The organism is Kitasatospora sp. NPDC056138 (assembly GCF_042264695.1).
In the GTDB taxonomy this organism is placed as follows: domain Bacteria; phylum Actinomycetota; class Actinomycetes; order Streptomycetales; family Streptomycetaceae; genus Kitasatospora.
In genome coordinates, this window is sequence record NZ_JBHJVK010000073.1 from 22,756 (window position 1) to 43,285 (window position 20,530).

At 71.8% G+C, this 20,530-nt stretch carries 19 protein-coding genes and 1 pseudogene; 7 read left to right on the forward strand and 13 right to left on the reverse strand.

The features are described 5' to 3' along the window. Positions 1-33 precede the first annotated feature (33 nt). The 3 genes from ACFC1R_RS31935 to ACFC1R_RS31945 all read left to right on the forward strand — a co-directional run bounded on the left by ACFC1R_RS31935 (position 34) and on the right by ACFC1R_RS31945 (position 2,164). Positions 34-852 carry a TIGR03619 family F420-dependent LLM class oxidoreductase gene (locus ACFC1R_RS31935; RefSeq protein ID WP_375944606.1) on the forward strand — a complete coding sequence of 273 codons (819 nt, stop codon included), beginning with the start codon at positions 34-36 and terminating at the stop codon, positions 850-852. Then, complete coding sequence (locus tag ACFC1R_RS31940; RefSeq protein WP_375944608.1) at positions 849-1,289, forward strand: nucleoside deaminase; 441 nt, start codon at positions 849-851, stop codon at positions 1,287-1,289. Before ACFC1R_RS31935 ends, ACFC1R_RS31940 begins: the two co-directional genes overlap by 4 nt. Before the next feature lie 179 nt (positions 1,290-1,468). Further along, complete coding sequence (locus tag ACFC1R_RS31945; protein ID WP_375944610.1) at positions 1,469-2,164, forward strand: DUF5995 family protein; 696 nt, start codon at positions 1,469-1,471, stop codon at positions 2,162-2,164. 244 nt (positions 2,165-2,408) lie between these two features. Here the strand turns inward: ACFC1R_RS31945 and ACFC1R_RS31950 are convergent, their stop codons facing one another. From ACFC1R_RS31950 to ACFC1R_RS31970, 5 genes are all read right to left on the reverse strand, one after another. Beyond that, the gene (locus tag ACFC1R_RS31950; protein ID WP_375944612.1) at positions 2,409-3,848 is read right to left on the reverse strand and encodes a GuaB1 family IMP dehydrogenase-related protein; all 1,440 of its coding nucleotides are present in this window, start codon (positions 3,846-3,848) and stop codon (positions 2,409-2,411) included. Positions 3,849-4,212: 364 nt separating this feature from the next. Continuing rightward, positions 4,213-5,646 carry a CHAP domain-containing protein gene (locus ACFC1R_RS31955; RefSeq protein ID WP_375944614.1) on the reverse strand — a complete coding sequence of 478 codons (1,434 nt, stop codon included), beginning with the start codon at positions 5,644-5,646 and terminating at the stop codon, positions 4,213-4,215. Positions 5,647-5,716: 70 nt separating this feature from the next. Beyond that, entirely contained in the window at positions 5,717-7,015 is a 1,299-nt protein-coding gene (locus ACFC1R_RS31960) for a transglycosylase family protein (RefSeq protein ID WP_375944616.1), read from the reverse strand. A gap of 240 nt (positions 7,016-7,255) precedes the next feature. Further along, the gene (locus ACFC1R_RS31965) at positions 7,256-7,567 is read right to left on the reverse strand and encodes a hypothetical protein (RefSeq protein ID WP_375944618.1); all 312 of its coding nucleotides are present in this window, start codon (positions 7,565-7,567) and stop codon (positions 7,256-7,258) included. Between the two features lie 5 nt (positions 7,568-7,572). Further along, the gene (locus ACFC1R_RS31970; protein ID WP_375944620.1) at positions 7,573-7,758 is read right to left on the reverse strand and encodes a hypothetical protein; all 186 of its coding nucleotides are present in this window, start codon (positions 7,756-7,758) and stop codon (positions 7,573-7,575) included. Positions 7,759-8,107: 349 nt separating this feature from the next. On the opposite strand from ACFC1R_RS31970, the gene ACFC1R_RS31975 reads away from it, so the two are divergent. Then, complete coding sequence (locus tag ACFC1R_RS31975) at positions 8,108-8,605, forward strand: hypothetical protein (RefSeq protein WP_375944622.1); 498 nt, start codon at positions 8,108-8,110, stop codon at positions 8,603-8,605. 240 nt (positions 8,606-8,845) lie between these two features. On the opposite strand, the gene ACFC1R_RS31980 is transcribed toward ACFC1R_RS31975, so the two are convergent. From ACFC1R_RS31980 to ACFC1R_RS31995, 4 genes and pseudogenes are all read right to left on the reverse strand, one after another. Continuing rightward, on the reverse strand, positions 8,846-9,457 hold the full coding sequence (locus tag ACFC1R_RS31980; protein WP_375944624.1) for a DUF4291 domain-containing protein: 612 nt from the start codon (positions 9,455-9,457) through the stop codon (positions 8,846-8,848). A gap of 217 nt (positions 9,458-9,674) precedes the next feature. Further along, positions 9,675-9,818: pseudogene (locus ACFC1R_RS31985) on the reverse strand (GNAT family N-acetyltransferase); the annotation flags it as partial. A 225-nt stretch (positions 9,819-10,043) separates the two neighbouring features. Continuing rightward, on the reverse strand, positions 10,044-10,700 hold the full coding sequence (locus ACFC1R_RS31990) for a DUF4360 domain-containing protein (RefSeq protein ID WP_375944626.1): 657 nt from the start codon (positions 10,698-10,700) through the stop codon (positions 10,044-10,046). Between the two features lie 191 nt (positions 10,701-10,891). Beyond that, positions 10,892-11,440, reverse strand: coding sequence for a TetR/AcrR family transcriptional regulator C-terminal domain-containing protein (locus ACFC1R_RS31995; protein WP_375944628.1), 549 nt, complete (start codon positions 11,438-11,440; stop codon positions 10,892-10,894). A 115-nt stretch (positions 11,441-11,555) separates the two neighbouring features. Here ACFC1R_RS31995 and ACFC1R_RS32000 point away from each other — a divergent pair, with 115 nt between their 5' ends. Continuing rightward, entirely contained in the window at positions 11,556-12,683 is a 1,128-nt protein-coding gene (locus ACFC1R_RS32000; RefSeq protein ID WP_375944630.1) for an FAD-dependent oxidoreductase, read from the forward strand. A gap of 46 nt (positions 12,684-12,729) precedes the next feature. Here the strand turns inward: ACFC1R_RS32000 and ACFC1R_RS32005 are convergent, their stop codons facing one another. Both ACFC1R_RS32005 and ACFC1R_RS32010 read right to left on the reverse strand, forming a co-directional pair. Further along, positions 12,730-13,392, reverse strand: a complete 663-nt coding sequence (locus ACFC1R_RS32005) for a hypothetical protein (RefSeq protein WP_375944632.1) — start codon at positions 13,390-13,392, stop codon at positions 12,730-12,732. Between the two features lie 80 nt (positions 13,393-13,472). After that, positions 13,473-15,596 carry an RICIN domain-containing protein gene (locus tag ACFC1R_RS32010; RefSeq protein ID WP_375944634.1) on the reverse strand — a complete coding sequence of 708 codons (2,124 nt, stop codon included), beginning with the start codon at positions 15,594-15,596 and terminating at the stop codon, positions 13,473-13,475. A gap of 808 nt (positions 15,597-16,404) precedes the next feature. On the opposite strand from ACFC1R_RS32010, the gene ACFC1R_RS32015 reads away from it, so the two are divergent. Both ACFC1R_RS32015 and ACFC1R_RS32020 read left to right on the forward strand, forming a co-directional pair. Beyond that, positions 16,405-16,719, forward strand: coding sequence for a type VII secretion target (locus ACFC1R_RS32015; RefSeq protein WP_375944636.1), 315 nt, complete (start codon positions 16,405-16,407; stop codon positions 16,717-16,719). Next, the gene (locus ACFC1R_RS32020; RefSeq protein ID WP_375944638.1) at positions 16,716-18,518 is read left to right on the forward strand and encodes a WXG100 family type VII secretion target; all 1,803 of its coding nucleotides are present in this window, start codon (positions 16,716-16,718) and stop codon (positions 18,516-18,518) included. Before ACFC1R_RS32015 ends, ACFC1R_RS32020 begins: the two co-directional genes overlap by 4 nt. A gap of 73 nt (positions 18,519-18,591) precedes the next feature. Here the strand turns inward: ACFC1R_RS32020 and ACFC1R_RS32025 are convergent, their stop codons facing one another. Both ACFC1R_RS32025 and ACFC1R_RS32030 read right to left on the reverse strand, forming a co-directional pair. Next, the gene (locus ACFC1R_RS32025) at positions 18,592-19,308 is read right to left on the reverse strand and encodes a hypothetical protein (RefSeq protein WP_375944640.1); all 717 of its coding nucleotides are present in this window, start codon (positions 19,306-19,308) and stop codon (positions 18,592-18,594) included. A 121-nt stretch (positions 19,309-19,429) separates the two neighbouring features. Further along, a complete protein-coding gene (locus ACFC1R_RS32030) occupies positions 19,430-20,281 on the reverse strand; it encodes a phosphatidylinositol-specific phospholipase C (RefSeq protein WP_375944642.1) in 852 nt (283 codons plus the stop codon). Positions 20,282-20,530 lie beyond the last annotated feature (249 nt).

Consider the following 20,530-nt stretch of genomic DNA (forward strand, 5'->3'; position numbering starts at 1 on the left):
CATGCTCCATGATCGCGGGGATAGTCTCGGTCCATGCAACTTGGCGTCAACGTACCGAACTTCGGGCCGGGGACCGATCCCGGCGTACTGCGCGAGTGGGCACGGACGGTGGAGGGACTCGGCTTCGACCTCCTCATGGTGTCGGACCACGTGGCCGTGACCCCGGACGTGGCCGCGCGGTACCCGGAGCCGTTCTACGACCCGTTCACCACGCTGTCCTGGCTGGCCGGGATCACCACCGGTCTGCGGCTGGGCACGACCGTGCTCGTACTGCCCTACCGGAACCCGCTACTGGTGGCACGCATGGCCACCAGCCTCAACCGGCTCAGCGGCGGCCGGTTCGTCCTCGGGGTTGGGGTCGGCTGGGCACGTCAGGAGTTCGACGCGCTCGGCGTGCCGTTCACCGCGCGCGGCAGGCTGACCGACGAGTACCTGGGCACCCTGCGGGACGCCTGGCGCTCGGAGGCCGGGCCCGGCGCCGCCCCGGTACCCGTCTGGGTCGGCGGCCACAGCGACGCGGCGATCCGACGCACCGTCAGGTTCGGCGACGCCTGGCACCCGTTGCGGCTCCCGCTGGGCCGGATGCGCTCGGTCCTGACGGACCACTCGCTGCCGGCCTTCGCACCCCGTATCGCCCTGCGGCTGACCACGACCGTGGTCGACGGACCCGAACGGCCGGCCGGCGTCGGCACCATCGAGCAGGTCCTCGACGATCTCGACCAGCTCCGCCTGCTCGGCGCCGACACCGTCGTACTCGACCCCTACCACGGAGACCCGGAGGAGACCCGTCGGCCCGATACGGCCTGGCAGGCGCTCACCGCCGTGGCCACACACCGGAGGACACCATCGTGATCACCACTGCCGACGAGACTCTCCTGCGGCGTGCCATCGGCATCGCGGCCCACGCCGTCACCCTGGGCGACGCCCCGTACGGCTCCCTGCTGGCCGGCCCGGACGGCGAGGTCCTCGCCGAGGCCCACAACACGGTGCGGCGCGACAACGACATCACCGCCCACCCGGAACTGAAACTGGCCCGCTGGGCGGCCCGCGAACTCGACCCGGAGACGGCCGCGGGCACCACCATGTACACCAGCTGCCAGCCGTGCGGCATGTGCGCCGGCGGCATCGTCCGCTCCGGTATCGGCCGGGTCGTGTACGCGCTCTCCACCGGCCAACTCGTCGGACTCAACCCGCAGTCGGGCGAGTGGCCGACGGTGGCGCAGGACGGCCCGGCCCTGTTCGACGAGGCACGCGCCCCCATCGATGCCTATGACCGGCCGAGCTGGTAGCCCGGTCGGCGGATTCCGCGCGCGCCGGACGCCTGGCAGGGTGGGCACGGGCGTGGACCCACCCGGGGCAGGGGCGCGCCGGCCACGCGGCGGGCAACTCCCCGGGCAGCACCCGAGGTGACACGCGGGCGACACCGTGCGCGACGCGAACGGCGGAGGGCGGAGGGCGGAGGAACACGATGACCACCACCGATGTCCTGACGGTCGACCAGGTCCTCGACCGCATGCGCGGTCTGGCCGCGACGCTCCCCCGGGGAGACGGCGTCGAGGTCTTCAACGGGATGTACCTGACGGTGACCGAGCTGCTCAGGGAGCGGCTGGCGGCCGCCTACTTCGACGATCCCGCCGGCATGGCCCGGCTGGACGCCGTCTTCGCCGCCCGCTACCTCTCCGCCGTCGACACCGACGGCTCCGGCGGACCGACGGACGCCTGCTGGCGCCCGCTGTTCGAACTGCGCGGGAACCCCCGGGTCCACCCGCTCCAGTTCGCCCTGGCCGGGATGAACGCCCACATCGAGCACGACCTGCCGCTGTCGGTACTGGACTGCTGCCTGACCCTCGGGCTGGAACCCCGGCAGGCCGAGGCCGACTACCACCGCGTCAACGACCTGCTGGCCCTGGTCGAGGCGCAGGTCCGGGAGGAGCTCCTGCCCGGTCGCGAGGCGCTGCGGATCGCCGACCCGCTGATGCACGTGGTCGGTGTCTGGAGCATCGACCGCGCCCGGGACGCGGCCTGGGCCAGTGTCCTCGGCCTCTGGGAGCTGCGGAACGCGCCGCACGCGTACGAGGCGGTCACGGCTGCGCTCTCGGGGTCGGTCGGCATGGTCAGCCGGGCTCTGCTGACCCCGCTGAGCGGGCCGAGCCGAACGGACTGAGCCGAACGGGCCACGCCGAGCAGGTCGCGCCGAACGGGCTGAGCCGAGCAGGTCGCGCCGAGCAGGTCGCGCCGAACGGGCTGAGCCGAGCAGGTCGCGCCGAGCAGGTCGCGCCGAGCGGGCGCTGCCGAACCTGGCTGCCGCCACATGCCGTCGGCCGGCCTCCGCGCACTGCGGAGACCGGCCGGCGTACGGCTGCGGCGCTACCTCGGCCCGCCCGGACCGGCCGGGGGGCGCCGGGAAGTCACGCCCAGCTGGAGTGCAGCGGCTTGCCCTCGGCGTAGCCGGCCGCGCTCTGGACGCCCACGATCGCCTTCTCGTGGAACTCCTCCAGGCTGTTGGCGCCCGCGTAGGTGCAGGAGCTGCGCACGCCCGCCACGATCGAGTCGATCAGGTCCTCCACACCCGGACGGGCCGGGTCGATGAACATCCGCGAGTGCGAGATGCCCTCCTCGAACAGGCCCTTGCGGGCGCGGTCGTAGGCCGACTCGCGGGAGGTCCGGTTGGTGACGGCGCGCGCGGAGGCCATACCGAAGCTCTCCTTGTACTGGCGGCCGTCGGCGGTGGTCTGCAGGTCGCCGGGGGACTCCAGGGTCCCGGCGAACCAGGAGCCGATCATCACGTTGGACGCACCGGCGGCGAGCGCCATGGCGACGTCACGCGGGTGGCGGACGCCACCGTCGGCCCAGACGTGCTTGCCCAGGCGGCGGGCCTCGGCGGCGCACTCCAGCACGGCCGAGAACTGCGGGCGGCCGACACCAGTCATCATCCGGGTGGTGCACATCGCGCCCGGGCCGACACCGACCTTGAGGATGTCCGCACCGGCCTCGACCAGGTCGCGGACACCGGCGGCGGAGACCACGTTGCCCGCCACGATCGGGATCTGCGGGTCGAGCCCGCGCACCGCGCGCAGCGCGTTGATCATCGTCTCCTGGTGGCCGTGCGCGGTGTCCACCACGAGCACGTCCGCGCCGGCCTCGATCAGCGCCTTGGCCTTGCCGGCCACATCGCCGTTGATACCGACGGTGGCGGCGATCCGCAGCTTGTTGTCGGCGTCGACGGCCGGGGTGTAGAGGGTGGCGCGCAGCGCGTTCTTGCGGGTCAGGATGCCGACCAGGCGGCCCTCGGCGTCCACGACCGGCGCCAGCTTGCGGTGCCCCTCGTTCAGCCGGTCGAACGCCGCGCGCGGGTCGATGCCCTCGTCCAGCAGCAGCAGGTCACGGGACATCACCTCGGAGAGGCTGGTGAAGCGGTCCACGCCCTGGCAGTCGCCCTCGGTCACGACGCCGACCGGCTTGCCGTCCTCGACCACGACCAGCGCGTTGTGCGCGCGCTTGGGGAGCAGGGAGAGGGCGTCCGCGACGGTGTCGCCGGGGGCGAGGGTGAGCGCGGTGTCGTGCACCAGGTGACGCTGCTTGACCCAGCCGATCACCTCGGCGATGACCTCGGTCGGGATGTCCTGCGGGATGGCCACCAGACCACCGCGGCGGGCCACGGTCTCGGCCATCCGGCGGCCGGCGATCGCGGTCATGTTGGCGACGACGAGCGGGATCGTCGTGCCCGTCCCGTCGTTCGAGGAGAGGTCGACGCCCTGCCGGGAGCCCACCGCGGAGCGGCTGGGGACCATGAAGACGTCGTCGTACGTGAGGTCGTACGCGGGCTTGAGGTCGTTCAGGAAGCGCATGAGAGAGGTCTCCGGCGGGTCGTAGATACACCTGGGGTGCGGACTGGGTCGGGGCTGACCGGACGCACTGGGCTCCCTGCACCCAACCGTCAATGCTTGCGTAAGCACAGGTAGAAAGCCAGTTCGGCCACCTACCTTGATGATCTCGACAAAGGACGGACAGCCACGGCTTTCATCCTTTGTAGGAACATACAGAACAGGACGTCGGAGGCACCGCCGCAGCGACCACCACCGCCCCGGAACGACCGAGCCCCGCCCCGCCGGCGAGAGACCGGCAGGGCGGGGCAGGGGCCGTGGGGGTTACCTAGCGCCGCGTGCCCGGTACGGACGTCCGTACCGGGCACATGGGTTCGCTGGCCGAGTATCAGCTGCGCAGGTCGAGCGAGAGGGCCGTGGCGCTGCCGGCCTGGCCGGGGATCGCGTTGTCGTACCAGGTGCCGGCCGCGTCGTTGTAGATCTCGTGCAGCGTGCCGTTCTCGACGGCCTCGATCACCCGGCTGCCGTCTGCCTTGACGCGCAGGGCGAGCGCACTGATGCCGTCTCCGACGCCGGGGACGGCGTTGTCGTGCCAGTTGCCGGCGGCGTCGGAGTAGATCTCGTGCAGCACGCCGCCCTCGGAGGCCTCGATCACCCGCTGGCCGGTCGCGTTGTAGGAGAAGGCGAGCGCGGTGATGCCGCCTCCGACGCCGGGAACGGCGTTGTCGTACCAGTTCCCGGCGGCGTCGGAGTAGATCTCGTGCAGCGCGCCGTTCTCCACCGCCTCGATCACGCGGTTGCCCTGCGGGTTGTAGGAGAAGGCGAGCGCGGTGATCCCGGTGCCGACGCCGGGAACGGCGTTGTCGTGCCAGTCGCCGGCCGCGTCGGAGTAGATCTCGTGCAGCGTGCCGTTCTCCACCGCCTCGATCACGCGGTTGCCCTGCGGGTTGTAGGAGAAGGCGAGCGCGCTGATGCCGCCTCCGACGCCGGGAACGGCGTTGTCGTGCCACGCGCCGGTCGGGTCGGTGTAGATCTCGTGCAGCACGCCGTCCTCGGCGGCCTCGACCACGCGAGCACCCGTCGAGTCGTACGAGAAGCCGAGGGCGTTGATGTTGCCCGGGATGCCAGGGACGGCGTTGTCGTGCCAGCCCGCGGCGTCGGTGTAGACCTCGTGCAGCGCGCCGCCCTCGACGGTCTCGATCACCCGGTTGTTCTTGACCGGCGGCGCCGGCGGCGGCGGCGGGGTGGAGGCGTCCCGGCCGCCGATCGGCGAGGCGTAGCCGCTGATCCTCTGCCCCCCGAGGTAACTGCCGACCGCACCGTTGAAGTGGGAGTTGACCGTGACGTGCGAGGTCGCGGCCCAGTTGCCGTGCACACCGCCCTGGTTGCCGCCGATGTCGTTGATCGTGCCGTCACTGTTGACGGCCGTGACGATGGCGACGTGGTCGGCGTAGTCGGACCCGTTGTAGTTGAAGAGCACGGCGTCGCCGACGTGCGGGGTGCTGTGCAGGCCGCCGTTGTAGCGGCCGAAGCTGCCGGCCGCGGGGGTCAGCCCGGTGACGTCCACTCCGTCCTGCGCCCAGACCCACTTGGCGAAGTCCGCGCACCAGTTCTCCGGGCCGCCGCTGCAACTGGAGTAGAAGCCGGTGCCGCCCGCGCTGTTGGTGTCACAGGCTCCACTGCCGATGTTGGCTGCAGCGATGCCGACGATCGTCGAGCCCACACTGGCGGAGGCGGACTGGGCGCCGAGCATCAGGGCGGGCACCATCGTGCCGGCGGCGACGGCGGTGGCGAGGAGACGGCGTGAGGCGTACTTGGGCATGGTGAAGTCCTCTTAGAGGTAGGGGCGTTGATGACGTTCTGGGGCCTGGCTGCGCGGTGCCGCGCGGGCGTCAGGCCAGGTTGAACGAGAGGGCCGTGGCGCTGCCGGCCTGGCCGGGGATCGCGTTGTCGTACCAGGTGCCGGTCGTGTCGCTGTAGATCTCGTGCAGCGTGCCGTTCTCGACGGCCTCGATGACGCGGGTGCTGTCGGGCTTGACCTGGACGGATACGGCGCTGATGCCGCCTCCGACACCGGGGACCGCGTTGTCGTGCCAGGTGCCGGCGGTGTCGGTGTAGATCTCGTGCAGGGTGCCGTTCTCGACGGCCTCGATGACGCGCTGGCCGGAGGGGTTGTAGGCGAATCCGAGCGCGCTGATGCCGCCTCCGACACCGGGGACCGCGTTGTCGTGCCAGGTGCCGGTCGTGTCGCTGTAGATCTCGTGCAGGGTGCCGTTCTCGACGGCCTCGATGACGCGGGTGCTGTCGGGCTTGACCTGGACGGATACGGCGCTGATGCCGTCTCCGACGCCGGGGACGGCGTTGTCGTGCCAGGCGCCGGCGGTGTCGGTGTAGATCTCGTGCAGGGTGCCGTTCTCGACGGCCTCGATAACGCGCTGACCGGAGGGGTTGTAGGCGAATCCGAGCGCGCTGATGCCGCCTCCGACACCGGGGACCGCGTTGTCGTACCAGTTCCCGGCGGCGTCGGTGTAGATCTCGTGCAGGGTGCCGCCCTCGACGGCCTCGACCACCCGCTGGCCGGACGCGTTGTACGCGAACGCGACGGCGTCGATCCCGCCCGGGACACCCGGGACGGCATTGTCGTGCCAGGTACCGGAGTTGTCGGTGTAGACCTCGTGCAGCGCGCCGCCCTCGACCGCCTCGATCACCCGGTTGTTCTTCGCCGGCGGCGCCGGGGTCGGGGCGGGGTCGGGGTAGGGGTTGCTGTGGTCCGTGGCCAGGCCGGTGCCGGGCGAGCAGGTCCAGGCGCCGGCGCCCTGGTCGGCGAGGAGCTTTTCGGCGATCAGGATCTGCTGCCTCTCGGTCGCCAGGTCGGGCCGCGACGCGTAGGCGGTGCCACCGTAGTAGCGCCAGTTGTAGAGCGATATCTGCAAGCCGCCGTAGAAGCCGTTGTGGGTGTTGATGCTCCAGTTGTTCGTGCTCTCGCACTGCGCGACCTTCTCCCAGGTCGCCACCGAGGCGGCCTGGGCCGACCCCGCCGCCCCGAGCGCAAGCGAACCCACCGCCACGCCGACGGCGAGTGCGGTACGAGCGGAAGTGAACCTGCGGCGGGGACTGGACGGAGACAGGGTGGCGCCGACCGGCGCCGTGGCGGAGGCGCTGCGGACGGGGATCGATGCCTTGGTGGCCACTAGAGGATCTCCTGATCGGTCAGGCGGACGGATGTGGGCATGGTGAAGCGCTGCCGGGTGTGGGCTGTTCAGTGGACTGGCGGTGGCTCATGTCCCAAGCCGGGTATGCGGGCACGCCAGGACGTGCTGCTCCGATGACCCGTCGGCGGGGGCGGCGCAAGCAGCGCGGACGGTACGGATGGCGGGCGGACCGGGGTCCGGCGGGCGGTGGGTGCCTCTACCGGAGGGCGGGCGCCGTGGTCAGCGGGTGGCGTGGTCCACGGGCTGTGGCTCCGGGGGCAGGTAGCAGCGGCGGAGCAGGGGCGAGGTCCGGTGGCTGCGGTAGATCAGGCTGTGGGCGCGGTGGACGGCGTCGGGCTGGTCGGACCGGTCCCGGCTGAGCATGTAGAGCAGGAGGTCGATCCGGTCGGGGGCGGACTGTGCGCTGGCGTGCTGGAGTCCGTCGCTGGGGTCGGCGTGTGCCCACAGGGCGTCCACGGCTTCGGCCGCCTCGTTGGTCTCCGTCGCCTCACCGGGGTGGCGGCGCCTCAGGCTGGCGTAGACGATCTCCATCGCGTTCAGCCGCCCCAGCCAAGGCTGTCGGAGGAGACACCGCCCCAACCGAGGCTCTTGTCGGACGCGGTGACGGCCGAGACAGGCGTCGTCGCGCCGGTGGCCGCTTGGGCGACGAAGGGGGTGAGGAGGAGCGCGCCGAGGGATACGACGGCGACCGCGGCGGACTGGGCGAGACGGGTACGGATCACGACTGAGGGCCTTCTCTACTGATGGGAGCGGTGGGCCGACCTGGGCGTCCCGCGGTTGACGCTCCGGTCGGCTGCCGTTTGGGGCTGTTTCCCTGGCGGCGATCAATAGCTTCGCCCGCTCGCCGACACCATCGGAAGACCTTTCGGATGTCGCCAATCGGCCTGACGGGATCCGGACATAGTGTCGTGGACACGTCATAGCCCGGGCGGCGTGACACACGACTCACCCCACCATTGCCACCCATAGCGCCACGAATAGCCCGAATTGGATCTTGAGTGGAGCGCCGCACGGCTGTTTGAATGCGACCGGCCAGCCAGCGGAACGCGGCCGATGATCCGGGTGGATGCAATGCTGGAAGTACTGGGACTGACGGCCGGTGCGACTGCGGTGCACCAGGCCATGCTTGACCATCCCGCATACGGCGTGGACGAGATCGCCACGCACTGCGGCCTGACCCCCGTCCAGGTGCACGACCACCTCGACGAGCTGAGCCGACTCACCCTCGTCCGGGTCTCCGCCGAACGACCCGGGCAGATGCGCGCGGTGAGTCCCGACATCGGTCTCGCCGACATCCTCGCCGACCAAGAGGCGGAACTTGCCACCCGCCAAGCGCAGTTGGCGGCCTCGCGCGCCGCCGTCACACGCATGGTCGCCGAACGCGCCGAACACCACACAACTCACGGCGAACGCCTCCTCGGCCTGGACGCCATCCACGCCCGGCTCGAACGGATGGGCCGCAGCGCCACCACCGAGGTCCTGGGCAGCCAGCCCGGCGAGCAGCGGCCCGAGGACCTCCATGCCAGCCGGCCCGCCGACCCGGAGAGATCGTTCGGGCAACACGCCTGAACTCGTAGCAGAAAACCAGTAGCTCGAGCCCGAGATCACCCGAGCAGACTTCGACGCTACTGCAGCTGCACCGCTTCCAAGAGACCCCGTCAGCATCCCTTGGCGGGGTCTCAACGCGTCGCCCTTGCGCACCTCTCCGCACGAGCCCCGCCGCAGCGTTCGGCAGGGCAGCCCCCACAACCCGGTCGACATCGGGGTCGGTCGCGACCGGGCCGCGGGGCCGGGGTGGGCCCGAGTGGTTCAGGCTGCGGTGGTGGTGGCGGCGATCCGCGCGGCGAGGTCGGTGGGCAGGGGGTACGGCGTCTCGACGGGGATCCTGGCGTCGGCTGCCTCCGGCCGGCCCGCGCGCACCAGGGCGTGGGCCTCGTGGGCCAGGTCGGTGACATCGGTGAGCCCGAGGATCCACTCGTCGACGTAACGGTCGACGGCCTCGCCGGACAGGCCGATCTGGATGGCCCGGTGGGACAGTGGGCTCAGGTCGGTGGCGCGCTCGGGATCCCACTGGATGCGCACGGGGCTGGCGGCCAGTTCGGCCTTCCAGGCCTCGGCGGAGGCGTGGCGGTCGCGGTCGTAGTGGCTCAGACAGGCGTGGGCGAGGGCCCACTCGAAACCTTCCCGGCTGATGCGGACGGCCAGCACCCTCTCCTGTCCGGGCTTGGTGCCCCAGCCGGACCGGTACATCATCCAGCGGAAGGACGGCTTGATCCAGGTCATCCGCTCGCGCTTGAACGGGGGCACGAAGGTGCCCGCTCCGAGAGCGGCTTCGGCGATCGGGGCCGGGTACGCCTGGTAGACGGTCAGGCCCCGGCCGTCGTGAGCGGCACGGATCTGCCGGGAGAGGGGTGCGGTCATCGGTGTTCCTCGGTGGACGGGACGGTGGTTCGGTCCAGGGACTCGCTCGGTCAGGAGTCCCCGTGGACGGGGTCGGGGACGGGGTCGGGGACGGGGTCGGGGTACGGCAACGGTCACAACTCCGGACGCACCGGCAGGCCGGCGCAGTTCGTCGCAGGCCGGGAAATCTCGCCCGGGGCGCAGGCTCACCGGGACACGGTCCGCCGGCCGGCCCCTCTCAGGACGCGTGCCCGGCCGCCCGCCACTCGGGCGCGAGCACCGACCAGACCTCCTCGTCGTGCCGCTTCCCCCGGTACGGGTGACTCCCCCGCAGCACGCCGTCCTTCGTCATGCCGAGCCGCCGGGCCACGGCGATGCTGGGCTACTCCTCGGCCTGCCACGGTTCGAGCGGGCGCAGCTCGGCGCCGTCGTCGCCCAGGGATATCGCGTACATGGTCACCTTCCACGGCCGGAGGCGGCGCACGCTGCGAAGGGATCCTCCCACGGCGGTGTCACGGGCAGCCGGGGCTGCGCGGCGCTCCGGCTCGTCGACGCACGGGAGCGCCCGTCCCTTCCCGGCGCGGGGAGGGACGGGCGCTCCGCAGGTTCAGGGGCACTGCTTCCAGGCGAGGTGGTAGACGGTGTTGATGCTGCCGTCGGTGGAGTCCATGGTCATGAAGCTGGTGGTCCTGGACGGGTCCGAAGTGCCGGCGCTCACCCGCAGTTCGGTGTTGATGTTGAAGTTGCGTTCCTCTCCGCAGGGTGCGTAGACGAGGGCGGCGACGTCGACGGTGTCGGTCGCCTGCCAGCTGTCGTCGAGCCTGCCCTTGAACTGGTGGGTGAGCGAGGAGGTCTGGGGTGATCCCTGGAAGTAGTAGTTCGCCTTCTCGGTGCCAGTCGCGCCCGGTTCCAGGTGGGCGAAGCCCCGGTAGTCGGCGGCGGCGATGGCGTAGGTGAAGCCCTGGGGGACGTGCACGTCCAGATTGAGCTGGCAGTTCTTGCGGAAGTCGGTCGGCTTGGAGCCGACGCCCACCTGCGCCAGATAGTTGCTGTACGTTACCGTGAACGCCGTGTTGTCGGGCGACACCGCGATGGCGGCCGTCCCGGCCGGACAGCCGGAGCCGTTCACCGTCGCCACGTCGATGACGATCTTGTCCGGCGGCGGCGTGGTCGACCAGCTGGCGCTGGAGACCGACGAGCCGAACAGTGACGAGCCGAGCAGCGATGCGGCGACACCGCTGACGGCGAGCAGGCGTACTCCCATGGCATTCCCTTCCGATCTTCCGTGGATCTCGGGTTGCACGAGGTTTGGCGCGTCCATGTCACCACAGCGCAGCGCCCGCGTACAGAGGCGCGAAAGGCCGAAGTCCCCAGTGATCAGGGCGACTTGAAGACGATCTCCGGACGCGGCAGGTCAGCGTTCCGACGTACCGTCAGCCCACAGCCGCGCCCCGCTCAGCGGTGCAGAAGTTCGGCGCGGATGCCGCTGACGACGATGCCGAGCTCGATCCCGAAGAGCGCGTCGCGCTGCTCCGGCGAATCCCTGCCCACCTTCCGGGCCTGCTCCTCCAGGGTGTAGCCGTTGACGAAGCTGGTGACCGTGTCCGCACCGGCCGCCGCACCCTGCTCGGTCGCACCCGCCGTGCGCAGGACCTCGATCAGCGTGCGCATGTAGACCACCCCCGAGGGCGGTGGCTCGACGAACGAGGCCGTCAGCCTGGCGCCGTCCCGGTGCGCCAGCATCGCCGCGCGCGCCCGGCCCGCCAACTCCCGCAGCCGGTCGTCCCATTCGGCCGCCACCGGCTCCCATCCCGCGAGTGCCTCGGCGATGATCTGCTCCGCGAGGGCGTCCAGGAGCGCCGCCTTGCTGGGGTAGTGCCAGTAGAGCGCGCCCACCCGGACGCCGAGCCGGTCCGCCAGACGGCGCGTGGTGAGCTCGTCGAGACCGACCTCGTCGAGCAGCTCCATCGCCCCCCGGAGCACGTCGTTCTGCCGCAGCGGCATGGTCTCCCCTTCCTCGGCCCACTCTTCTCCGTTGCCGCATCTTGCCACTTGAACAGCGACCAAGTAACTTGAACATCGTTCAGGTTGAACAGTGTTCAGGTGAAGGGGGAACACCATGCGGGTACTGGTGATCGGGGCCGGCATCGGAGGACTCTGCCTGGCGCAGGGACTACTCCGGGCAGGCATCGACGTCCGGGTCCACGAGCGGGAAGCCTCCGTGGACAGCCGCTACCAGGGGTTCCGCATCGGGCTCGGCGGCCCCGGCCTGGCGGGCCTGCTGGAGTGCCTGCCGCCCCGGCTGCACCCGCTGCTGGAGGCCAGCACCGGGGAGCTCGGCGGCGAGCGGCGGGTGGTGGACCACCACCTCGCCGAGCTCGCCCGACTCGACCCGGTGCACGGGGGCATGGCCACCGACCGGCACGTGCTGCGCCACCTGCTGCTGTCCGGCCTCGGCGAACGGGTCGAGTTCGGCAAGCGCCTGGTGGAGTACACCGAACTCGCCGACGGCACCGTACGCGCCGTCTTCGCCGACGGCAGCACCGCCGAGGGCGACCTGCTGGTCGGCGCGGACGGCGTCAGCTCCCCCGTGCGGCGCCAACTCCTGCCCCACGCCGAGGTGGTGACCGTCGGCGGTGGCGGGGTTCTGGGACGCACCCCGCTGACCGAGCGGTTCGCCGCCCTGGTGCCGGGATTCGGCACCCTGGTGCGCGGCCCGGAAGCGAACATCCTGCTCGGCAGGATGGACTTCCGCCGCCCGCCGCACCTCGCAGCCGCCGAGCTGGCGCCCGACGTCGTCCTTCCCCGGACCAGCAGCTACCTGCGCTGGGCCATGCTCCTGCCCGACAACACCCGGCTGGTACCGGGCGACTGGGCGGCCACCCGTGACGTGCTGCTCGACCTCCTCGACGGCTGGCACCCCGACCTTCTCGACCTGGTCCGGCAGTCCGACGTGGTCAACAGCACGCCCCTGACCATCGGCCACGCCAGGCCCGTGCCGCACTGGGGCACCCGCCCGGTCACCCTGCTCGGCGACGCCGTCCACGTCATGCCGCCCAGCGGCGGCCAGGGCGCCAACACCGCCTTCCGGGACGCCGCGCTGCTCTGCCGGATGCTCACCGCGGTCCACCGCGGCGAGGCCGAACTGCTGCCCGCGGTGGAGCGGTACGAGCGGGAGATGCTCGACTACGGATTCGCCGCCGTGGCCGACAGCGTGGCGAGACTGCCGACCTTCGCGGCCCGCTGAAGCACCCGCCGGGACGCCCGCCGAAGGCGCCCGCGGTGTCCTGCGGTCAGCTCCGGCCTGCGAGACGGCGGCGCAGCCGCACCACCAGGGCGAGGATCACGATGGCGAGCAGCGCGACGACGATCGCGATCCCCGTCGTCCAGCCGCCCGAACCACTGTGGGAGGAGGGCGGGTTCGCGGAACCGCCGGCTGCGGACGGCGAGGCGGTCCCGGCCGGCGGAGCCGTCGGCGCGACCGGTCCCGCCGAGGGCGGGCGCACGGATGCCCCGGCCGCCGGACCCGCGCCCGCCGACGGGTCGGCGACGGCCGTGACGGTCAGGGAGGCCTCACCGCGGCCGAGCGACGGGAACCCCGCCTCGACCGTGACCTGCCAGCTGCCGGCCGGCAGCGCCCGGTCGGTGGTGTAGGTGGCCTCGGCACCCGGGACGGCCGTCAGGCGCCACGGCCCGACCGAACGTCCGTCCGACGCAACCCCGCTGAGCGTGCCGGCGACGGGCTCGGTGACCGGATCGCCGTCGTTCTCCCAACTGGCCACCACCACCGGGTGGCCGTCCGCCCGGCCCGAGATCCGAAGGCTGATGGAGTCGCCGTGTGCGGCGGCGGGACTCGAGGTGGCCAGCAGCACGGCTCCGCAGAACAGCAGTGCGGCCGCCGCGGCAACGGCTGCGAGAGCGGCCGTGACGGCAGTGGGGCGATGGGACGTCGGCAAGGTTCCTCCCGGTGCCGAAAAGGGAAATGGAGCGGCGGGGACGGAAGGCTCCGTCCCCGCCGCTGACCGTTGCAGGCGGCTCAGGAAGCGGCCTGGACGGTCCAGTTCTGGTAGGCCTGGCCGTCGGGCTTCTGCAGCTCCAGCAGCCAACCGCCGTAGTACCAGCGCTTGCTGAGGCCGAGCACCAGGTCCGACCCCTTCGGCGTGAGCAGGTAACCGCTGTCCTTCGCCGTCACCTTCCACTGCTGCGCCGCGTCCTTGCCGCAGGACTGCTGGGCGACCCACTGGCCGGGGTCGAGGTCCCCGCCCACCTGGAGGCACTTGTCGGTCTCCGCCGAGCGGATCCGCACGTACCCGTCGCCCGTACCGGCGTCGTCGAACAGCCACTGCTGGTTGGCGTAGCCGGTGCGCTGGTAGCCGATGAGCACGGTCCCGTCGTTGAACGAGCCGCCCCACAGATCGGCCGCCTGGCCGGTCAGGCTGTTGACCATCACGTACGGCTTGCCGGTCGGCAGGGTGCTGCCGCCCGCGGAGAGGGTGTGGAAGGCGGTCGCCCGGCCGGGCTTGCCGGCGTGGCCGCTCTGGTCACGTACGGCGATCGCGACCTTGTAGTCGGTGTCCGGGCGGAGGTTGGTCAGCCGGACGACCGTACCGCGGACGGTGCCGAGGGCGCGCCCGTTCACCCAGAGGTCGTAGCCCGATGCGGAGGCGGCCTGCGGCCAGCTCAGCGAGGCCGAGTTCTGGGTGATCTGGCCGACCGTCACGAGCTGGCCGGTCGGTCCGGTGGTCGGGGTCGGCGAGGGCGTCGGCGTGGCGGTCGGGGTCGGCCTGCCGGTCGGCTTGAGGGTCGGGCTGGGGCTCGGGTTGGGGTTCGGTCCGGTGCCGCCGCCCGCGATCAGGAACTGGTTGTTGGCGATGTTCCAGTGCGTGGTGAGGTAGCTGCCCGGCTCCGGGCTGGTGTTGAAGTAGTCGTCGTGGTTGCAGTCGAGCCGCTCGTCCTGGTCACGGTTCGGGCAGCGGATCTGCATCTGCGGGTAGTACGGCGCGTCCGAGTAGCACATCAGGTCCCACTCGTCGGTGCAGTGCCCGGCCTTGCTGCTGTGCGGGGCGCTGTTGTTGACCGCGCCGAGGTTGTGGCCGAGCTCGTGCGCGGCCGTGGAGCCGCTCCAGCAGCCGGAGTCCGTCCGGCCGTACGAGGGGCCGAAGTTGCTGGTGTTGTCCTGGCCCGGCCGCTCGTCACCGTTGAAGGTGCCGATCCCGCAGTAGACGTTCGCGTCGGCGAAGATCATGTACTTGCGGTCGTGGCGCTTGAAGCCCTGGGCCGCCAGCGCGTCGTTGGTCGAGCCGAACTCCTTGAGGGCGTCGGCGGACAGCTCGACGTCCAGCACCGACACCGTGCAGTCGGGCTCGGTGACGTACCGGATGTGGCGCACGCCCCCGGTCTCGGCGGCGCTGGCGTTGTAGATCTCGTCGCTGTCCGCGGCCCACTTCTTGAACGACGCCTGGTACTGGCCGAAGCGGTCCTGGCCGGGGGCGTGGACGTACAGCACCTGGACCCGGTTGCCGGTGCTCCCGTCGCCGTCGCAGACCACCGCCGTGCCGGCCGCCGGAGCCGCGGCCGTACCGGCGGCCGGCGCTGCCGCCGCAGCCGCGGTCGTGGGCGCGGCGGCGGGCGAACCGCCGAGCACGGTACCGGTCTGGGCGTCCAGGACCGGGGGCGTGCCCGTCAGCAGATCGGTCGAGGACGGCGCGGCGACGTCACTGCCGCCCTTCAGATCCGGCGCGGGTGCGGCCGCCACCACCGGTGGCACGGCCTTCGCGACGTCGACTCCCTTGGGCGCCACGTCCGGACCGTGTGTGCACAGGTCCGCCGCGGACACCTTGTAGACCCCCACGCAGCGGTCGTCCTGGGCGGCCGGGGTCAGGCCGGTGTAGACCATGCCCCGGTCCGGGTCGCTCTTGGGTATCGAGTGGATCGGTGCCGGGGCCTCCTGGTGCAACGGTGTCGAGGCCGGAGTGGGCGCGGCCGCCTGGACCGCGACGGTCTGGCTCAGTACCTCGTCGGAAGTCGCCGTCAGCGTCCCGTCGCCGCCGCCGGTACCGAAGGCGATGGCACCGGCAACGAGCCCGGCCGTCACCGTCGCTGCGGTGACCAGCAGCGTCCGGCGCTTCCGGCGGCTGTGCGCCGCTCCTCTACGTCCCATGTCTGTCTCCCCGTCGGCTCTCGGTCGAGTACTGCTGCTTCTGCCGACATCTGGGAGATCAGCTGGCCTGGCCCGGATAACGCTTTTTTCTGATGAACTTTCGATCTCGGTCCGCTCGGCGGCAGAACCCGGGCGGGAAGCCGGTCCGACGGAGCCCCTCGGGAAGGTGTCCCGTGTCGTCCCGGAGCAGCACGGAGGAGGGTCGTCCGGGTGCGGAGCGAATGACCGTCGGTGCTGCGTCGCCGCGCTCGGGGCTCATCCGGCGCCGCTCACGGGCCTCGTGCGCCGCCCGGACGAGCCGGGCGACGAGGAGTGGCAGTCACCACCGACTCGCAGCGGGGCTCGTCACCGGCGACCGTTCCCGGTGAGCCCGCTCCCGTCCGGCGAGGCAACGGTGGCGCGTGGCCGTGCCCGTCACATCCGGATCACCCGATCAACATTCACGATCTTGTGCATAGTCCGGACGGACGCCGTCGGGATCTCCCCGGTTCCGCCATGAACGGAGGGAGCGGCCGGGCGGGGAGCGCCCCGGCGGGCGGCCGGCCGGGCCGGGGAAACCGGCGGGCGGCTGCAAAACCCGTGGTCCGGGCGGGCTCGGCGGGCGGACCGGACCGGCCCCCGGATCCGCGCCACGACGGCCCGCGAGAGGACCGTGAGAGGAACTCTTTACCCGGCCGGCCCGGACGCCGGACGACCGTCCGCCGGGCCGCCGGAAAGCCGTGTTCGGGGGCCGTACCGGGGCGGGTACGTCAACACCGCATAAGTAGGATGAGCCGCTCATCGCTGCTTCGCAGGAAAGGCCAAAACCATGGGGGACACCGGGTTTCGGGTTCAGCCCGAAGCTCTCGGTCGGTATGCGTCGACGACCACCGAGCAACAGGAACAGCTCGCACGGGCCCAGATGGCGATCTCCGGTATCACCGTCTCCCCCGACGCGTTCGGGCACCTGCCCAACGCCCAGAACCTGGCGCAGACCTACCGGGAGCACGCCGACGCGAGTCGGCAGAACCTCTCGGATCTCATGGAGGCCCTGACCGGGACCGCGGCCGGGCTCACCCACGCGGCACAGAACTACGCCGAGCACGATCAGGCCGTCAGCACCACGCTCGGGGGCGGACAGTGAGCACCCGTTCGTCGTCCCACGGCTCGGGCTCCCACGGAGGGTCGCACGGCTCGTCGTCCCACGGCTCCGGCCACACGACGTCGCCCTCGCCCGCGCCCTCCCACGCCCCGGACCACGGCCACCAGCCGGCCCCCCACCCCAGCGGCCCCACCCCGCCCACCGGGCCGGTCACCGGCGGGCAGCACGGCCGCCCCCCGGCGGACGACGGCTCCGGCTCGGGCGGCCACACACCCGGTGGTCACACCCCCGGCGGCCACACACCCGGCTCCGGCTCCGGCCAGACCCCGGGTCACGAGCCGGGCAGCGGGGGCGAGCCCGAGGGTGACGACCCGTCGGTCGGCGAGCCGGACGAGGGCTGGTTCAAGGGCTTCGCGCGCAAGACGGGCGAGACCGTCAAGGAGAAGGGCTCCGAGGCGCTCGGCACCTTCGCCGTGGACAAGGCCAAAGAGGCGATCTTCGGCAAGCCCGACGACGGTTCCGAGGGTGCCCCAGAGGGCTCGCCCGGCAGCGGCTCGGAGTCCGGCTCCGGCTCCGCCGGCGGGTCCATCGGCTCGGTGGGCGCTGCGATGGGCGGCGTGGTGGGCGCCGGGGTCGGCGCGGCGGTCGGCCGGGTCGGCGCGACGACCGGCGCGTACCCGCTGGCGCCCGGCACCCCCAGCCCGTACGGCGGGGCGGGCCTGACCTCGTCCGGGAGCTCGGCCTACACCTGGGCCCGGAACAACTACCCGGCCCCGGCGGCCGAGCTCACCCCGGCGACCCACCCCTCCAGGGACGGCCTGGGCGGCATGCTGGACGAGGCGGTCCAGTACGCGCTGGAGAAGTCCGGCCTGATGGACGAGTTGGAGAAGGTCACCGGCAACCTCGACGAGCTGAACGCCGCCGCCGAGGAGTGGCAGGCCCAGGCGAAGGCCGTGCAGTACGTGGCCGAGCAGCTGCGGGGCAACGTCGTGCCGCTGTCCGCGCAGTGGGAGGGCACCGCCTCCGACGCCTTCGGACGCCACATGGGCGAGGTGGTCGAGGCCCTCGACTCCACCGCCGAGGGCATGCTCCAGACCGCGCAGATCATCAACTCGGCGGCCCAGGAGTGCGCGCTCGCCGAGGGCATGATCATCGAGATCATCAGCGAGGCGATCGAGGCGCTGATCGTCTCGCTGGCGGCGGAGGCGGTGATCGCCGTACTGACGGCGGGCATCGGCCTCATCGCCGACGCGCTGATCAGCGAGGCCGAGATCGCGGTCTTCGTCGCCCGGGTCGCGCGGGTGTCCACGGAGCTGGCCGAGAACCTGGAGAAGATCCTCAAGGCCCTCAAGGACCTGGGCTCCGCGGTCAAGGCCGTCCGGAAGGTGGAGGACATCAAGAAGGCCGCCACCGAGCTCAAGAACGTCAAGACCGCGGTCCAGGGCCTCAAGGACTTCGAGGAGGGCGGCGAGGGCCTCGGCAAGCTGGGCAAGGACGCCTGGCGCAACAAGTCCCTCGACGGGGTCGGCGACGGCCTCAAGGACTACGCCACCCGCAAGGCCGTCGGCTATGCCGACGGCAAGGTCACGGACTACGCCAAGGACCAGTTCGGCCAGGCCCTCGGGGTCGACCCGGACGACGTGCACACCGGTGAGGGCCTCGGCCCCAAGGTCCTCGGCAAGCGGGCCGGGCAGGCGGCCTGGGGCGCGGCCAAGGACGCTCTCACCGACGACGTCAACAAGCAGGCCGTGATGGGCGAGGTGACCCACGACCTGGGGCTGGAGAGCGACCCCGGCCCCTACCGCGTCGACCGCTCCCGGATCGAGCAGGCCTTCGGCTGAGGCTCCGGCACCACCACCCCGGCGGGGACACCGTGACCGACACGGTGCCCCCGCCGGGGTGTTCCCGGCCGTCTCAGCCCAGCAGCGCGGACAACTGCTTCTTCACGTCCTCGTCCTCGGCGTCGAGCGCGAGCCACGAACCGTCGCCGAACACCACGTCCAGCCGGTAGGTGAACCAGGACTTGGGCACCTCGCGGCGCAGCCCGTACGAACCGCGGGGCAGTTCGAGCAGCGCCGCCGCCTGGTACGGCTCGCGCTTCTCCCACGTCCACTTCCGGCTCAGCAGCAGCATCCGGTGGTCGGTCAGCACCAGGGTGAAGGCGTCGTGGTCGGCTCGGGCCTTCTCCCCCGGGGTGGTCCGGACCGCCCGCCACACCGCCCCCGCCAGGCTCTCCTTCCCGCCGCTCCACGAACCGCCGTGGAACGGCCGCCTGATCGCGCGGTACGCCCGCCGCTCCGGACGCAGCCCGTACGGCCGGCGGAACCGCAGGTCGGGGACGAAGATCTCGACCACCCAGCGCGGCAGGAAGTACGTCCAGATCCCCCGCCACACCGCTCGCAGGAACCGCACCAGGACCCGCACCGGCGCCCACGCCCAGTCGCTCCTGGTCTGCTGCCAGTCGAAGTAGAGCGGCAGCAGCGGATCCAGCGCGAGACCGAACACACCGAGCAGCGTCTCCCCCTGCCTCAGGTGGGGAGCGGCGGTCTGCTGCAGCGCCGGATGGCCGACCGGCGCCCGGCTGCCGGCCCGGTCCGGTGTCCAGCCGGGCATCTGCTGATAGGTGCTCAAGCGAGAGCCTCCTCGAACCGGTTGCGGGCAGCACGCCCCGGCAACCGATGAACTGACGTTCGAAATTTTTGCTCGCCAAAGCTACCGCAGCGTCCCGTCCTCCCTGGCCCGCACCGGGGCCCTACGCGTTCCAGTCGAGCAGGGTCGAGGTCAGGGCGGGGGCGTGGCGTTCGGGGAAGTCCATGACGAGGACGCCGAGCGGCGGGTGGCCGTGGCCGGCGGCGAAGCCGTCGAGGTAGCTCTGCACCCGCGGGTTGACGTAGGACGCGCAGTCGGTCGGGAAGCAGCCCGCACTCGAACCGCTCAGGAAGTTGACGAACAGCGGGCCGTCGGTGCCGCCGGCCGCCGCCGCCCGGTCGATCTGGCCGACCACGTCCTGGTACTTGCGCGGGCGGTCGAAGAGCGTGGGGACGGTCCAGTTGTCCTGGAGGTCCAGTCGGGGGCCGAACCAGCCGACGGCCGGGAGGGTCGGGACGTCGGAGATCAGCACCACCCGTCCCCGGGCGGCACCGAGCGTGGGCAGGCTGTCGCCCAGGTGGAACAGGCCGCGCCAACCCCGGTTGTCGAGATAGTCGTTGAAGACCGCGAGGAAGTCCGCATCGCTCACCTGCGAGTACTCCTGCTTCACCCGCATCAGGACGCTCTCGCCCGGGTGGGCCGCCAGGAACGCGGCGCAGGCGACGAGCACGTCCCCGAACATCACCTGCTGGTAGACCGGCCCGTGGTGGATCGCGAACGAGCCGCCGATCGACCGGCAGCGGATGTCGAGGAAGCGGATGCCCGACTCCAGCTGCTGCGGGACGGAAAGGGTCTGACACTCCGTCAGGGCGCCGCCGTAGCGCGAGCAGGAGTCGTGGGTGCCCGGGATGGTCAGCCGGGACAGCGGCGTGGCGTCGCCCAGCCGGGACATCCAGTCGCCGGGCGAGAGCCGGGCCGCCGCCGAAGCCGGTGCCGCCGCCGCCAGCTCCGGCACGGCAGCCCTCCACGCGACGGCACCGGCAGCGGCCGCCGCAACCGATGCCCTCAAGAAGCCCCTGCGGTCAACTCCCATGTGTCCTCCACCCGTCCGGCGCCGACAACCATGGGCAGTTCTACCGAACATCGGGGCTCTCGCCCAGACCCGTCGCACCAAAACCACCGGGTGTTCACCCGCCGCCCACCGCGCCCTGCCATCCGAACCACGGGGCGTCCGTCCGTGCAGGGGCCGGGCCGGCCCCTGCAC

Coding starts and splice junctions, on each gene's coding strand:
- ACFC1R_RS31935 (WP_375944606.1), top strand. CDS start 34: ATGCAACTTGGCGTCAACGTACCGAACTTCGGGCCGGGGACCGATCCC.
- ACFC1R_RS31945 (WP_375944610.1), top strand. CDS start 1,469: ATGACCACCACCGATGTCCTGACGGTCGACCAGGTCCTCGACCGCATG.
- ACFC1R_RS31950 (WP_375944612.1), bottom strand. CDS start 3,848: ATGCGCTTCCTGAACGACCTCAAGCCCGCGTACGACCTCACGTACGAC.
- ACFC1R_RS31955 (WP_375944614.1), bottom strand. CDS start 5,646: ATGCCCAAGTACGCCTCACGCCGTCTCCTCGCCACCGCCGTCGCCGCC.
- ACFC1R_RS31965 (WP_375944618.1), bottom strand. CDS start 7,567: ATGGAGATCGTCTACGCCAGCCTGAGGCGCCGCCACCCCGGTGAGGCG.
- ACFC1R_RS31975 (WP_375944622.1), top strand. CDS start 8,108: ATGCTGGAAGTACTGGGACTGACGGCCGGTGCGACTGCGGTGCACCAG.
- ACFC1R_RS31980 (WP_375944624.1), bottom strand. CDS start 9,457: ATGACCGCACCCCTCTCCCGGCAGATCCGTGCCGCTCACGACGGCCGG.
- ACFC1R_RS31990 (WP_375944626.1), bottom strand. CDS start 10,700: ATGGGAGTACGCCTGCTCGCCGTCAGCGGTGTCGCCGCATCGCTGCTC.
- ACFC1R_RS31995 (WP_375944628.1), bottom strand. CDS start 11,440: ATGCCGCTGCGGCAGAACGACGTGCTCCGGGGGGCGATGGAGCTGCTC.
- ACFC1R_RS32000 (WP_375944630.1), top strand. CDS start 11,556: ATGCGGGTACTGGTGATCGGGGCCGGCATCGGAGGACTCTGCCTGGCG.
- ACFC1R_RS32010 (WP_375944634.1), bottom strand. CDS start 15,596: ATGGGACGTAGAGGAGCGGCGCACAGCCGCCGGAAGCGCCGGACGCTG.
- ACFC1R_RS32015 (WP_375944636.1), top strand. CDS start 16,405: ATGGGGGACACCGGGTTTCGGGTTCAGCCCGAAGCTCTCGGTCGGTAT.